The 15,606-nt window shown below is 61.4% G+C and carries 11 protein-coding genes; 2 read left to right on the forward strand and 9 right to left on the reverse strand.

Annotated elements, in window-relative coordinates; translation table 11 throughout:
- Positions 1-50: 50 nt before the first annotated feature.
- The 7 genes from R3F07_09600 to R3F07_09630 form a co-directional block, all read right to left on the reverse strand.
- Positions 51-578 carry a thioredoxin family protein gene (locus tag R3F07_09600; GenBank protein ID MEZ5276622.1) on the reverse strand — a complete coding sequence of 176 codons (528 nt, stop codon included), beginning with the start codon at positions 576-578 and terminating at the stop codon, positions 51-53.
- 243 nt (positions 579-821) lie between these two features.
- A complete protein-coding gene (locus R3F07_09605; GenBank protein ID MEZ5276623.1) occupies positions 822-3,194 on the reverse strand; it encodes an ATP cone domain-containing protein in 2,373 nt (790 codons plus the stop codon).
- A gap of 450 nt (positions 3,195-3,644) precedes the next feature.
- On the reverse strand, positions 3,645-4,652 hold the full coding sequence (gene araD1 / locus R3F07_09610; protein MEZ5276624.1) for an AraD1 family protein: 1,008 nt from the start codon (positions 4,650-4,652) through the stop codon (positions 3,645-3,647).
- Positions 4,653-4,845: 193 nt separating this feature from the next.
- The gene (locus R3F07_09615) at positions 4,846-5,685 is read right to left on the reverse strand and encodes an HDOD domain-containing protein (GenBank protein ID MEZ5276625.1); all 840 of its coding nucleotides are present in this window, start codon (positions 5,683-5,685) and stop codon (positions 4,846-4,848) included.
- A gap of 70 nt (positions 5,686-5,755) precedes the next feature.
- Entirely contained in the window at positions 5,756-6,913 is a 1,158-nt protein-coding gene (locus R3F07_09620) for an ABC transporter permease (GenBank protein ID MEZ5276626.1), read from the reverse strand.
- Complete coding sequence (locus R3F07_09625) at positions 6,910-10,233, reverse strand: ABC transporter substrate-binding protein (protein ID MEZ5276627.1); 3,324 nt, start codon at positions 10,231-10,233, stop codon at positions 6,910-6,912. Before R3F07_09625 ends, R3F07_09620 begins: the two co-directional genes overlap by 4 nt.
- A gap of 88 nt (positions 10,234-10,321) precedes the next feature.
- Entirely contained in the window at positions 10,322-11,194 is an 873-nt protein-coding gene (locus R3F07_09630; protein ID MEZ5276628.1) for an HDOD domain-containing protein, read from the reverse strand.
- A gap of 256 nt (positions 11,195-11,450) precedes the next feature.
- Between R3F07_09630 and R3F07_09635 the strand changes: the two genes are divergently transcribed.
- Positions 11,451-11,687 (forward strand): hypothetical protein, encoded by a 237-nt coding sequence (locus R3F07_09635; protein MEZ5276629.1) that lies wholly within the window; start codon positions 11,451-11,453, stop codon positions 11,685-11,687.
- Between the two features lie 6 nt (positions 11,688-11,693).
- Here R3F07_09635 and R3F07_09640 read toward each other — a convergent pair whose 3' ends face one another.
- Both R3F07_09640 and R3F07_09645 read right to left on the reverse strand, forming a co-directional pair.
- On the reverse strand, positions 11,694-12,911 hold the full coding sequence (locus R3F07_09640; GenBank protein MEZ5276630.1) for a trypsin-like peptidase domain-containing protein: 1,218 nt from the start codon (positions 12,909-12,911) through the stop codon (positions 11,694-11,696).
- A gap of 45 nt (positions 12,912-12,956) precedes the next feature.
- Positions 12,957-13,574 (reverse strand): hypothetical protein, encoded by a 618-nt coding sequence (locus R3F07_09645; GenBank protein ID MEZ5276631.1) that lies wholly within the window; start codon positions 13,572-13,574, stop codon positions 12,957-12,959.
- 250 nt (positions 13,575-13,824) lie between these two features.
- Between R3F07_09645 and R3F07_09650 the strand changes: the two genes are divergently transcribed.
- Entirely contained in the window at positions 13,825-15,441 is a 1,617-nt protein-coding gene (locus tag R3F07_09650) for a fumarate hydratase (GenBank protein ID MEZ5276632.1), read from the forward strand.
- The last annotated feature ends 165 nt before the right edge of the window (positions 15,442-15,606 follow it).

Raw genomic sequence — 15,606 nt, forward strand, 5'->3', positions numbered from 1 at the left:
GACCCTAGGTTCAATGGTTGACCCCGGCGAACAAATTCAGCCGCGTGGACTCAGGTGCCCGGCTCAACGGCACAGGTATCTCGCGCTTTCGGCGACCACGACTGCAGGAAGGCCAGGACCTTGGCCGGATCGTGCCCCTGCCCCTTCTCCAGCTCCGCGGTGTTCTTGGTGGCAATCAGCCTGCCGTCGGATTTGAGGACGACAATCACGGGCAGACCCAACCGGGTCGGATTGCCGTACTTCTGATCGACTTCCCCGTTGTTTCCGCCGTTCACATCGATCAGGACCAACACAAAACCGGCCTTGAGCGTCGCACTGATCTCGGGGTCACTCAAATAGAGATCGTAAAGGCGGTGGCACCAGACGCACCAGTTCGCACCAAACTGCAGGAGGACACGCTTGTGATCCCTCGCCGCAATCTCCAGTGCCCCGGCGATCTGCTCGGATCCATCCCGGGATTCGTCGTAGATCGGCTCGGTCGTTTCACCGGACTGACCGGCGGACCACGCCCGACCCGGACAAATGAAGGCCGCAAGCAGCACCAATGGCAGGAGGTGGGAGAGCGAACGCGTTTTCATCGGATCAGGTGTCCAGTCGGGTCGGGTCATTTTGCGGGTCGCAGTCGGACGTCGACCGATCCCACGGGCGGTGGCGCTTCACTCACACAATCCTCTTCGACCGCTCTGAGATTCGTCCGGAGGAAATGCCGGAGGTCAACAATCTTCCCCGTATGGGCGGACTCGATGGCGGCGAACAACGATGCGCAGCGTTGGATATTGTCCTCAAGGGCGGTCACCGGAGGGCACTTTCCTCAAGACCAGCTACACATTCAACTCACATTGGCCGCCGGCACAGGCGACCGTTTCCTTGACCTTGGTTTCGTCCGTGGCCTCATGCATCGAGGCCCACGGGACAATCTGCGGTTCGAGCTGGTTCCAGCGCTGGATGTCGGCCGAGGTGGTAACAGCCTCCATCGGCGCCTGGACGTAAGCCTTGTCGCCCATCGCCTGGAGCAGGGCGATTCCGGTGAACCGAGACCGGTTTTCCCAGATGAAATCGACGACCTGATCCCACTCATCGTTCTTCACCGTGACCGTATTCGAAACGTTGTGGTAGAGACCCGGCGAGTAGAGGGCGTGGCTCGTTCCGGGAATGACCCAGTTTTCCTGGACGAGACGGACCATTTCGAGAAACCTGACCGCCCCGATATTGTCGCGCTCGACCGCCGTCGGCGGTGCCTCGACCGGAAAAGTGATGACGTCGTCGGTCTTGCCGTAAGCCGACGGCTCGCAGAGGTGCGGATTGTGCTCCTTGAAGAATCGGTAGACGGGATCAAGACGGTTGGCCTGGATCCGACGGAAGTAGCGACGGGCATGCCGGAAGTGAATTCCAGAGCCGGTGCCGAGCAGGAGTGAAGTCGTCCCCTCGGGCTTCACGCAGGTGGTCCGGGCCGCCGGAGCGATGCCCAATTTGGCCGCAAGTTCCTCATTGGCCGAGCGGACCACGTTGGCGCCCTTCTGCAGCACCTCCGGATCAAGGAGCACCTTGGGGTTGTCCATGATCCCGCAGATGGAAACCCCAAGAAGAGCTTCCCGCTCGTTGATCAGGCGCGTGACCGGACCAAGGTAGGGAATATCGGTGTAAGCCGCCTGGAGGGTGCCGACGATGGCGGCATTGCGGGCCGCACGATGAAAGTCTTCCGGGGTCTTGATCAGGGCGCCATTGATCGTGGTCAGATTGCACATCTGGAATCCGTGCAGCCGGGATCCGATCCGCAGGGGCCTGCCGGAATCATCATGGTCGACCCCGAGCGATTTGAGCGATTCGATTTCCGCCCGGCTGACCACCTGGAAAACGGGATGCAGGCCAATCTCGACACAGGGATTGGCCCCGTATTCCTCGTTGTCGGAAAAGAAGAAGCCGGGTTCGCCGAATTCCTTCTGGCTCTCGAAAAGCTTGGTGAAGAGCTCGCGTGAGGTGCGGCCCCGCAACAGGACAGCCGAGTTGTTGGAAGCGGAGCGTTGCGGATTGGTGCGGAACCAATCCCCCGTCTTCGCCTGCATCATCTTTTCGTCATCAGCCGAGAAAAGCGCGATGGTGGCTGAACGGCGCACGCCGCCGGCCAGCACGGCCGAGGCCATGTGCATGACGATGTCGTAGGCCTCGATCGGCTCGAGTCGGCGACCTGAAGCCCCGCGCAGAATCGCCTCCACCGCCGTAAGGGCGCGCTTGAGCGGAAAATGCCCGGGCGCTTTTCCGCCGGAGGTCCGCAGAGGTTGTCCGCGGGAGCGGAGCTGGGAGTAGTTGAACTCGATCGCGTGTCCTTCCACATAGGCGCGGAGCAACGCTTCCAGCGCATTGGACCAACCCTCGATCGTGTCCTCAATCGTGTGGTGGACAATATCCAGTTCGTCATCCAAACCCCGCGCAGCCAGCGGAGGCAACTGGTCGACATGGATCTTCTGAACCGAGAAGCCGACCCCGCAGCCGCAGAGCAGGAGGTAAAGTGTCTCCGGAAAGGCCCGCAGACGATTGATGTGCGTGAAGGAGCAATTGAAGATGCGCGCCTCATGCGCTTCGATTGCCGGGCCGGCAAACTGCAGGGCCCGCATCGACGGGAGAACCTCACGGCGACGGACGGCCGTGAAGGCCTCGCGGATGAGGTGCTCAAGCGAACCGTCGTCCATGTCGCCAAAGCGTCGGAGGTGCATGTTCTCAACCCGGTCGACCGCCTCATCCCAGGTCTCCCGGCGCCGGGCCTTCTCGTTGTATCGGGCGTAACGCGACACAAAGATATAATCCTGCATGCCGGTCGTCGGGTAATGATTCAGCCGGGCCTCGTTCTTCTTGGCCCGATAAAGGATATACGCCTTGGCCGCCCCGAACTCCCCCTCGGCGGCGAGAAGCTTCTCGGTCAGATCCTGGATCTCGTCAGCCGTCGGGGTGACACCTTTTTGAAAGAACAGCTCACTCGCCCACTCCACCGACTGGCCGATCGACTTGGCTTTGGAGAAATCATCCTCCCCGAGACCGTAGCCCCTCGACGCATCGTTGCGGCTGACGTTTTCGATATCTCCCTGCCGGGCGGCGAAAAGGGCCAGGGCAATGGACCGGACGATGCGCTGGACGTCAAATGGTGTCGTGGCGCCGTCGCGCTTGATGACGACACGATTGGATGAGAGGGACTCGGACATGGGAGGAATCAGGATTGGAAAGGGGAAGCAGAGAGCACGCGCTCGGCGCCGCGAAAACGAACTGGAAAGCGGGAGGTGGATTCCAAACCGATCCAGAACGGACAAGAGTCAAGAATCCGCCAAAATCTGCTTCAAGTCCGCCAATTGACGCACATCAGAATTCAGATCTCACAACAAGATATGGTGGAAGATAGAATCCTGCACCACTACCCCTTGTGGTCAATTCGGAAGAAAGAAGAATGTGAGGAAAGTGCGATGAGGTGCTGCCAGTGAAGCAGTTCGGTGGCAGAAAAAACTCCGGAAGATCCTCACCCCTGTTTCCGAGCCACCCTTGAGCCTGCCGGGGCATCCCGGGCCCGGAGGCCGGCGCTTCGGACGGGGCCGGCAGCCGGCGTCCTCACCCACCCGGCGACGCCGGCGACGGATCTGCGCGGGCCACTTCCCATCCATTCACAGGCTCTGCACTTCGATCGGACGGACAAGTGGTTGCTCGCTGCGATAGGGATTGATCAGGGCTCTCCCGAAGCCAACCCAGGAGACAACCATTTCGTCTCCGTCGACCAATCCGATTCCGGCGCCAAAACTGAAAGCATCCGCTCCGAAGAAGTGAATATGGGCGTCTCCGGGTCGCCGATGCCGCGGATATTTGAAGTGGTGGTGCGCGAGGTTGGCGATGGAATGGCACATATTGGCCTCACCCGTGGCAATCGTGGCGGACCAGACTTCCTCCCCGCCCCGCACAATCGCCACCCGGCCGCCGATCGAGTCCGGTAGTGCTTCACCAATGACCGCTTCCGGCCCGAGCGCACATTCCCGAAGCTTGGAGGGAGCCAGATAAAGGTAATTGCGCTTCTCCATCGCATGGTCGGAAAACTCGTTGCCGCCGGCATAGCCGACACACCACGGAAGTCCCGTTTCATCGACGATGTAGAGTCCGGCGATCTCCGGTTCCTCGCCCCCATCCTCGCCGTAGCCGGGTCGGGTCAGGGCATCACCGTGAGCCCGCAGGATGGACGCATCACCCTTGAAAAACCACTCAGGCTGAACGCCCAATTCGCCCGGACCGGGCCTCCCCCCTTCAACCCCCCACTGAAAAACCTTCATGCTATCGGTCAGCGGCGCGTCCGCGGGCTTCCCTCCGTGCATCGCGTCGCGGTTGCGGACCGAGGCCACATGGGTCAATCCGGTCCCCGTGACAAGACAATGGGCGGGGTCCCCCGGATGATCGAAAGCGGGCAGGAGGGTCCAGGACGACTGGCCCTGGTAAACCGGGTCGTAATCGACGACCTCTCCGACCGGGAGTTGGCTGGCCAGGGAGCCGATTTCAAGACCCTCCCGCGCTGCCTTCATCGCCAACTGATAGAGCGAATCCACTCCAACAAGCAACTTGAGCTCGTGGCCGTTCACGACGGCCAGATGACGGCCGCGCTCGGGATGACTGATCTGGACTGTTCTCATGGCATTTCCAAGGTTGGGGGTCGCGTCAAGTTTGGACTCCCAGACTGTCGCGCATCCGTCCCCGTGGGGCAATACCGCAAAAAAGCCTACCGACCCGGAGACGACCGGCGGACCCGCCACAACCGGAGGGGTCGTTCCCGGCTTGTCCCTGCCACCGGCTGTCCGGAAACGCCGATCCCTCGGACCCTGTTCTTCAGATCCCTTTCCGCGCGGCCTGCCAGGACTGGTAAGCGGTATTCTTAATCTCCCGCACCTGGTCTTCCTTGAGCCCCAAATCATGGAGCCCGGCCGCATCCACCGCCTGTCTGGGGATCGAGACTCCAGCGGACCGCGCATACAATTCTTCCACCCAGGAAGAGGCCAGGTGAAGCCGGCTTGTGAGATCCGCATGATCCCCCGCCAGCGCCGGAGTGCATTGATGAGCGATCACCTCGGTAATGACCGCCGGGAAACCCCAGGAACGCAGCAGGGCGGAACCCACTTCACCGAAATTATGACCCAAAAGGGCGATCTCCAGGCGTACGCTGTTGGCCGGGTTCGACAGGTCGGGCATCGGCCGGAAATCCATCTGGAGGACAAAATCATTGATCGGCACGCGGCCGACCGCGTGCAACAAACCGACCACATATCCCGTATTCGGATCCGTCGTGCTCGACCGGCAGAGCTGCTCGAGGGCGGAAGCCGTTATCAGGGAGACGTCCCAGAGCAGACCGGACTCCAGATGGTAGATCTCCAAGGGACGATTGAAAAACGGGCCGAATGAGGATTGGGCCACGATGCGAAAGGTTTCCTGATACCCCAGGGTCTGGAGGGCGTCTTCGATGCTGGCGACAGCCGAGCCCCGCGCGTGAAACGCACTGTTGCTCGCCTTGAGAACCCGCGCCGCAAGTCCCGCATCGAGCCGGATGGTCGCCGCCAATTCATTGTTGTCGGAGTCGAGGTTGGAAAGCAGGGCTTGCAGACGAGGCACGATCTGGGGCGCCACCGGAAGGGAGCGCATCCCCTTGAGCAATTCCGAGACTTCGTAACCCATGGAGCAAACAGATCACCCATCCCTCGCCCGGACGACAATCCCTAAATCGCCCTCCGCGTCAACACAGCCGTCAAGTCACCGAATAGGGGTCTGCCGCGTCTCGAAGACCGTCACCGAGGAAATTGAAGGCCAGGACAGTGACCACGATGAATAGCACCGGCATGAGCAGCCAGGGGTAGTTGGCGACCACTTCCAGGTTCATGCAGTCCTGCAGCATCACCCCCCAGCTGACGATGGGGGGTCGCAGTCCCAACCCAAGAAAGCTGAGCGCGGTCTCCGCCAGGATCATCCCGGGAACACTCAAGGTCAGGCTGACAATGATGTGACTGGTGAATCCGGGCAGAAGGTGCCGGAGCAGAACCCGCCCGTGACCGGCGCCGATCAGGCGGGCCGCCACCGCGTAGTCCTCCTCCCGCAGGGAGAGAATCTTCCCGCGGACCACCCGGGCCAGCCCCGTCCAACCCAGAAGACTGAGTACGATCGTGATGGCAAAATAGGTCTTCAGGGCCGACCAGTCCTTCGGCATGAAGGCGCCGAAAGCCAGCCAGAGGGGCAATTGGGGAAAGGAGGCCAGAACCTCGATCGCCCGCTGGATGAAGGTGTCGATGCCTCCGCCGACGTAGCCGGAGATGCCCCCGATGGTCACTCCCAGGACGAAAGTGATGGCAATGGCCACCAGTCCGATCGAAAGGCTGATCCGCGAACCGTAGATGATCCGGCTTAGGATATCGTGCCCGTACTTGTCCGAACCCAGCAACAGAAAGGGCGGCGGTGTCCCGCTTTCCTCCGGGTACCACTCGCGAAATCTCTCGAGATCGACTCCGACGAAATGCGTATCCATCTCGATCAGCCCGAAGAGCCGGTAGGGAGTGCCCGCGACAAAGAAACCGAGGGGGACCGGCCGGTGGGGATCGGTCAGGTAATAGGTCTTCAGGGTGACGGGATCCCGCTGGATGCTGACCGTGTCGAAATGCAGGCCGGACTCGAAATCGAACATCGGCAATTGCGGGTAGCAATTGGCATAGCGCATCTCGCGCCAGCTCTGATCGTAGGGCGCCCAGAAACCGGCGAACAGCGCCATCAGATAAAGCACCAGGAGAAGATGGAGTGCACCGACCGCCAGCCGGTGACGGGAGAAGCGCAGCCGGATCAATTGCCATTGGGTCAGGACCGATACGTCCAGACCCGTGCTCCGATCGAGACGGTCGGCAATCCCCTCCTCGGTCACTTCTCACCTCCAGACATCCGGATCCGGGGGTCGAGCACCAGCAGCAGCAGGTCGCTGACCAGGGTCCCCATCACCCCGAGAAAGCTCAGGATCATGATCATCGAACCCGCCATGTAGAGGTCCTCCATCATGAGGGCGTCGAGCAGCAGAGGGCCGATCGTCGGCAGACTCAGGACGAGGGAGACAATGGCCCCTCCCGAGATCAGCTCCGGAAAGAGCCCTCCGATTCCGGAGATGAAGGGATTGAGCGCCAGGCGCACCGGGTACTTGAGCAAGAGCCTGATCGGCCGGACCCCCTTGGCCATGGCGGTTCTCACATAGGGCTTGCGCAATTCATCCAGCAGGTTTCCCCGCATGATGCGGATCATGCCCGCCGTGCCTCCCACCGCGAGGATGACCACCGGCACCCAGATGTGTTTCATCAGGTCCCAGACCTTGCCGGCCGTCCATTCCGGCTGGGCCGCGTAGGAAGCGGAAAAGAGCCCGGTCACGTTCACTCCGAGTAATTTCGCGCTCAGGTACATGATGACGATGGCCAGAAGGAAGCTCGGGATGCTCATGCCGACGAAGCCGACCATGGTGAATACGTAGTCGGCTTTTGAATACTGACGAACCGCCGAGAAGATGCCGATCGGGATGGCCAGCAGCCAGGTCAGAAGAATGGTGAAGACCGACAGGACCACCGTCAGGGAGAGTCGGTCGCCCATCACCACGTTGACGGATTCCAGGGTGTCCATCGACCGTCCGAGGTAGCCCTGGAGCAAACCCCGGTCCTTCGAATCAAAGGTGGTGAACCAATGAAGGCCGATCCACCGGGTGAAGCGCTCAAGTCCGGATTCATTGAGGAAAAACAGCTCGCGCAATTCCTCGATCTCCGACTCGGCGACCTCCCCGCCCGCCTCCTGCAATCGGATGATCTTTGAGGAAAGGTAGTCGCCCGGCGGCATCTGAATGATGAGGAAGGAAAGGACCGAAATGATGGTCAGGGTCGGCACCATCAGCATCAGGCGGCGCGCGATGAACGGGTGCCGCAGGGCGACCAGCAGCAGCCCCAGCAGAAGGGAACCGTAGATGAGGAGGCGGAGGAACGAAGCGAGCAGGCGGCCCGCCGTCCCGACCGGTTCACCTTCCGCCTTCAGGGCGTTCGGCCAGGGGGTCACCTCGAGAATTTCCTTCTTCATGCCGGCGATCGCGCCGGGCGAGTCCACGGGATTTTCCAGAAAATAGGTTTCCACCCCCGTATGGGAAGGTGAGAGGTAGTTCCACCCGGCCACCGCCACCTTCGGGATGTTCCGGACACCGTTCTTGACGAGGAAGAAACTCGGCGTCGGGGTGGCGATGCTGATCGTCCAGAGGTTCTCCGCCGCGATTTCCAGGGCACCGCGAAATGCCTCCAGGCGCGCCTCCAGTGAAGTCGCCTCCTTGGTCTCCTCGTAGATGAGCATCGACTGGTAGAGGGGATGCGTCTCCGGAGGGGGCGGTGTTTTCAATTCCGCCGCCCGCGCACTTCCGTAGAGGCCGCCGCGCATGTACCACTTCGCCCAGGCCCGGGCATAGTCCGAATCCCAGGCCGAAGGCACGAACAGACGCGGCAGGACGACTGGGTTGAACTCGTCATTGCTACCCCAGATCGCGAAGTCGTGCTGCATCCCCTCGAGTTCCTCGTAGAAGAGTTGCCTGGCCCGTTCCTTCACCACGGCCCGGACCCCGACCTGCGCCCAGTCTTCGACAATCAGCTGGACGGTCTCCGCCTTGAACCCGCGTGACATGGAGATGTAGAACTGCATGCGACTCCCGTCCGCAAAGGTGCGGAAACCTTCGGCATCCCTCCGGGTCAACCCGATCGAGTCGAGCATCAGGTCGGCCCGCGCCGGATCATATTGGACGAACGCACGGCTCAATTCCGGAAAATAATAGGGGGATTCCGGACCCGGGGCCGCCTGCGAAGGCACCCCGACCCCGCTCTGGGTGCTCTCGATGATCGCCTCCCGGTTGATCGCCAGGGACAGGGCCTGGCGAAAAGTCCTGTCGTTGAGCAGGGCGCGCTTGTTCGCGGACTCGGGACCGCCCGGCACCACCCGCCGGTTCACATTGACGTTGATCAGCAATCCGGAGGCATTGACCGTATACCAGTGGTAGACCTGGTAATCGTTCGCAATGCGCTGATCCATGAACAGCGTGTAATTGTCGAAGCCGAGGTATTCGAACTGCACGGTCGACTCCCCGCTGGCCGCCGCCATCGGGATCATGTCGGGGGTCTTCAGGTCCCAGACCAGCCGATCGAAATAGGGCAGCTGGTTGCCCTGCGGATCAACCGCGAAATAATAGGGATTCCTCACGTATCCATAGGGTGGATTCGCCTTGTAGGAGCGGTAGACCCATGGCCAGAGCCGGGGATGCTCCGGGTTGTTGTTGTTGCGGATGCGGGTGTAGACGCTGCGGGGCGTCGCCAGCTGCAGCGCCTGCATGGTCCGCCTGATCAGCTCCGGATCTCCGACAACCGGGTGATACTGCCGGCGGTAGTGTTCGGGCGCCATGGTGAAACGCTGCCCGTCGTAGGTGGCCAGCCGGTCGAGGAAAATGCCGTTGGGGTGGGCAAAGCGGAAACGAACCGTGTAGAGATCCGGCATCTCGGCCGTCCCGACCACGCCCCGGGTGACCATGAAATTCGGCGGCTCACCATGCACTCCGGCTTCCGGATCCAGCGCCTCATGATTCCAGTAATAGAGGATGTCCCTCGCATCAAACGGCTCACCGTCCGACCACCGCATCCCGCGACGCAGATGAAAGGTGAAGACACGTTTGTCCTCCGACACCTCGAACGCCCGGGCCACGTGGGGGACGATGGGCTCGCCAAAGGGCGACCAACGGACCAGACCCGCTCCGGAATAGATGTCTTCGATCCTCAGGGTGTCGAAGTTGGCCCCGATGTTCATCAACCAGGTGCCCCCATAACGCCCGATGCCCTCGACCCCCTTCAGGACAACCGGCTCGGGACCGACCCGCTCCGCGACCGGCGGGAGCCTGCCCTCGGACACCAGGTCGGCGAGGATCGGAGCCTCCCCTTTCGGAAACCAGTCCGCCGACTCACCCCTGGAATAGTCGACATCCTGCCAGACGACCGGTGGGTTCTCGAGGTCAATGGCCACCGCCCGAAGTTCCTCAGCCTCAGCCACCGCTTCCGGTTCAAATGCCGGAAGGTCGAGCATCAGCGGCGGACGGAAGATCCATGCCCAGAGGAGGATGAGGGCCCAGAGCAGACCGGTTGCGGCAGACAGACCAACGACCAGACGGATCAGGGTTTGGTAAAGAGACCGCATGCGGGGTAACGGAGAATGGGGACTTCCGGGAAGGGTCCATCCAACGACCCGAAGCGCAACCTCGAAATCAGGTCCGGCTCAGACCCGGTCAATTCAGAAAGGCTCGCGCATCCGCCCACTTGGCCGATACTGTTTCCATCGTCTCGGCTATCGCCTCCCGGTCCAGCTCGACAAACTCCAGCTGCTCGGGATGGGGGTTCCATTCCTGATGGACCGCCGCCTGCTCATCTCCAGCCGGAGGCGCTTCCGCCACCGCCCGGATGGCAAGGGTGAGCTCGCAGGCAAGATTCAGGGCGTAGGCCGTCTTCTGCCGGTCCAGACACAACATCGGCGAAAAGCGGTGGCTGATCGGTTCTGTGATCGACTCGGGGAAGCCCCACCGGCGCAGCAGCGCCGCCCCGATTTCGCCGTGATCCATTCCGATCAAGGCAATTTCCCGCCTTGATGGATTCGTCGTCCGGGAAAAATCGGGAAGCGGCTCTCCCTCTTTGCGGTTCCTTTCCAGGAAATCGTTGACGGCCACCATTCCGATCCCGTGCAGCAAGCCGATCGAATACCCGTCATTGACATCTTCGCCGATCCGACGGCTGAGCTCCTCCATGGCAAACGCACAGACCACCGCGTCATCCCAGAGTGCGCCGGGCTTCAGACCATAGACCAGAAGCGGCCGGTTCATGAAGGTTGAGTACGACGAATGCGCCACCACCCGGAAGGTTTCCTGGTAACCGATCAATCCAATGGCCTCATCAATCGCAGTGACTTCCCTGCCGCGGGAAAAGAAGGCGCTGTTGCTCAATCTGAGGACTTTGGAGGCCAGGCCCGAATCAAGCTTGATCAGATCCACCAGATCACCCGTGTCGGTGTTCAGGTTGCCCAGCAGGGTCTGCAGACGGGGAAGGACCTGAGGGGCAACCGGAAGGGCCCTGAGATCCTTCAGAATCTGTTCGATCTCAATCGTCACGACTCAGGAAAGCGGCGCCGGCTCATCACAGGCGCCAGCGGCGCCCGACTCAATGGACACGGTCTCTGGAAAAAGCGGAACATCAAAGACATGAATTACGGCCTGATCGACCACCGGCTTGAGCGAATTGAGGGGTCAGAAAGAACCGGACCGCTAATTGCCGGCTTGCGATACTGCGGCCATTCTGATACCTTCCAAATTACAGGCACAGGCTGAACATCCCTTGGGGTCCGCGTGCCGAAGTGAGGAGGTTGCCATGCGTACTATTAAGATACACCTCGAACCCGAAGCCTACGAACCGGTGATCCGTCTGGCCCATCAGTTCCACGTCCGCCCGGAGGACATCGTATTGGCCGGTCTGAACCGGATCATGAAAGACACTGAGATGGATCGAGTCCGCGAGGAAGTCGCCGACGTCATCTCTTGCCGGAAACACTCCCTGCCCTGCTGGGCCGATCACGCCCACGAAATCCACGCCTACGAAAGCATGTGACCCGGGTCAGTGCTTTTCGAGCGAGACGCCGTTGCGCCGGAGGAAATCGGTGACCACGTCGCTGGTCAGGGCAAAGCCCAGGCCTTCGCCGTAATAGCGCATCGCCACCACGCCGACGACTTCGCCGGTCTTCAGGCTGACGACGGGACCGCCGCTGCTGCCCTGGTTGATGGCGGCATCGGTCTGCAGGAAGGAATACCCGTCCATCATGCGGTAGGAACTGACGATCCCTCGGGAAACGGAGTAGTCCAGTTCACTCTTGACCGGCGAACCCACGACCAGGACCTCGTCGCCCACCGCTGCGGCATCCCGCTCGGGCGCCACCTTCAGGAAGGGCGACTCCTTCTCTGAAATCTGCAGGAGGGCCAGATCCGCCCATTCATCCGAGGCAATGATTTCCGCCGGGTAATTCCTGGCATCGCAGACAACCGTTATGCTCCCCGAATTCCCGATGACATGATGGTTCGTCAGAACCAACCCGCTGCCGTTCACGAAAAACCCCGAGCCGTGGGACAACTCGTCGACCACGGGCGGCTCCCCTTCCCCCGCCGCTCGCGTCGTGATCACCCGGACCGTGACCACCGAGCGCATGATGGCTTCAAACTCCGGTCGGCGGCGGGCCGGCACGCTCGAGGTCGCTCGCTCCAGTCCTTCAGGGACACCATCCCAGACCAGTCCGACAAAGCGCCGATCATTGACCAGAGCCGAAGCAGCATCGAGAAAGGCCTCCCGGTAGGCGTTCTCCAGGGCGGTCTGATCATTGACCACCCCCGAACGGTCCGATCCCTCTCCAATCCAGGTGCCGACGACCAAATCCGCGCCCGTCTCCAGGCGCACCTCCACTTCGGCCCGATAGACGGCCCAGACCCGTTGAACCTCGGCCCGGCCCTTGATCTTGAGGACAAACTGCGGATCCTCGACGTCTCCCCGGACGGCCACCTGCGAGAAGACTTTCGAAAACACCCCGATTGCCGCCCGGGTCAGTGCCGCCCCATCCTCCAGGGTGACCACGGGGTATTTCTCGCCGACGACGATCCGACGATCCGCGACTCCCAGCGGAAGCAGGACCTCGGCTCGACCCTTGAGCGGCAGGTTCAGTGCGGGCTCCGGCTCAAAATGCCGATCCGCCAGGTCGATCGGCGCCGCCGCGCATCCACCCAGAAGCCAGGCAAGCAGACTGACCAGAACCCAGTTAGGCGGGTCTCTGCCCTTCAACAGGAACATGACACTGTCAACGGCCCGGACAGGCCCCTGGAATTGGGTTGAGGTTCATTTGATCCGCGTGACCGGGACGTGGGCACCCGATTCCGTGTATATCAGACGGTACTGATCGTAGCTGACTTTCTCAATGACCACCACTGCCTCGTCATCCGGCGATGCCGTGTAGACCGCATCGCCTTTCTGTATCCAGACCTGACCATTGTCGAGGGCGAACCGGGTACGCCCCGACCATCCGCGGAAGCGACCGTCGATCGTGGCGACAAATCGCTTCTCCGCAGCCTGACGCGCCTCCACTTCCCTGACCGCTTCGACTTTGGCCTCCTCCTTCACCTGGTCGATCTGGGCGGCCATTTCAACCGCCGTCTGCCGTGATGCCTCCTCGCGGGCCGCCGCCACCTGGATCTCCAGCTCCCGGGTCGCCGCTTCCGCCGCCACCAACCGGGCGGCTTCAATCTCACGATCCCGGTCGGCAGCCGCCTGATCCAGACGATCCTGTTGGTACAGGTCCACCAGGCGATCCAATTCCTTCCGCTCCTCGACGGTCAGACGATCCAGACCAGCCGATCTCATGAGTTCTGCGCTGAGCGAATCCGAGAATCGTTCCGCCTGAAGCGGTGAAACTCCAACCAGACCGGCAACAAAGAGAATCCATCCCAAGCGTTTCATGTCTTCAGGATTGCCGATTTTCAGCCCGATCGGAAGCCGGAAAAGATCAACCCGGGTCAACCGGGCACCGGGGACGCAGCAAATCGGGTTTCGATCCATCCAAATCCTTGCAGGCTCCCCGGGCATCCGCTTCTCTTGAGACGATCAAGATCCGTGAGCCGGCACCCCTCACTCCTGCCCGGGGGCGAGCGCCACTCCCTCCCATCAGTCTATCGACGCATCAACCTGGCTTCAAGAAGCACGCATTATCATGGCCAATCCTCCCTTTGTTTATCAGAAACCGCTCCCCATCGGCCCCGATGAAACCGAGTACCGGTTGATCACCTCTGACCATGTCAGCGTCGGCACCTTTGATGGCCGGGAAGTGCTCAAGGTGGAACCCGAGGCTCTGACCCGGTTGACCCGCGAGGCTTTCCGCGATGTCTCCTTTCTCCTCCGCTCGACCCATCTTCAGCAGGTCGCCGCCATCCTCGACGATCCCGAGGCCCGCGAAAACGACCGTTTCGTCGCCCTCACCCTGCTCCGCAACGCCCGGATCGCATCAGAAGGCGTTCTCCCTTTCTGTCAGGACACGGGAACCGCCACCATCGTGGCCAAGAAGGGTCAACAGGTCTGGACCGGCGCCAATGACGAGGAATTCATTTCCAAGGGCGTCTACGAAACCTACACCCGGGAGAATCTCCGCTACTCCCAGACCGCCCCCCTCACCATGTATGAGGAGGTCAATACGCGGACCAACCTGCCGGCCCAGATCGACATCTACGCGACGGAAGGCGAAAGCTACGAGTTTCTCTTCGTGGCCAAGGGGGGTGGCTCCGCCAACAAGACATTCCTTTACCAGGAAACGAAGGCACTGCTCAACCCGGCCAGCCTCGAGAAGTTCATGATCGAGAAGATGAAGTCACTCGGCACTGCCGGCTGCCCACCCTACCACCTGGTCTTCGTTATCGGCGGCACCTCGGCCGAGACCTGCCTCAAGACGGTCAAACTGGCCTCGGCCAAGTACCTCGATACCCTGCCCACCACCGGAAACGAGCATGGTCGGGCCTTCCGGGACATCGAACTTGAAAAACGCATCCTCACCCGGGCCCGTGAAACCGGCATCGGCGCCCAGTTCGGCGGAATGCATTTCGCCCTCGATGTCCGCATCATCCGACTCCCCCGCCACGGAGCGTCCTGCCCGGTCGGCATCGGGGTTTCCTGCTCGGCCGACCGCAATATCAAGGCCAGAATCAACCGCGACGGCCTCTGGGTGGAGAAACTCGAGCACGATCCCGGGCGCTTCATTCCCGAGCGTTACCGCACGGCCAGCGCAGGCGACGCGGTCGCGATCGACCTCAACCAACCCATGTCGGAGATCCTGGTGACGCTCTCCAAATACCCGGTCAAGACCCGCCTCTCCCTGACCGGACCCATGGTCGTGGCACGGGACATCGCCCACGCCAAGATCAAGGAACGCCTTGACCGTGGTGAGGGCATGCCGGACTACCTGAAGAACCACCCGGTCTATTACGCCGGTCCGGCCAAGACGCCAACCGGGAAACCTTCGGGATCCTTCGGCCCCACTACGGCCGGGCGGATGGATTCCTACGTCAATCTCTTCCAGGAAAACGGCGGCTCCATGATCATGCTGGCCAAGGGAAACCGCAGTCCCCAGGTCACCGAAGCCTGCAAGACGCACGGAGGCTTTTACCTGGGCTCCATCGGCGGTCCCGCCGCCATCCTCGCCCAGGATAATATCCGCAAGGTCGAGGTCCTCGAATACCCGGAACTGGGCATGGAGGCGGTCTGGAGGATCGAGGTCGAAAACTTCCCGGCTTTCATTCTCGTCGACGACAAGGGCAACGATTTCTTCCAGATGCTCTAGTCATCGGAATCGATAGCGATACCGGGATCGGAATCGGGATCGAAATCGATAGCAATATCGATACCGGTTCCGGTCTTCGAGCCGTCCGAGCTTCGCCCCCTTCGCCGCCCCACCCATTTCTGCCTTCTCAGCCGTGGTTTCTTTCGTCTTACTGCGGCCGGCACC

Source organism: Opitutaceae bacterium (assembly GCA_041395105.1).
GTDB lineage: Bacteria > Verrucomicrobiota > Verrucomicrobiia > Opitutales > Opitutaceae > B12-G4.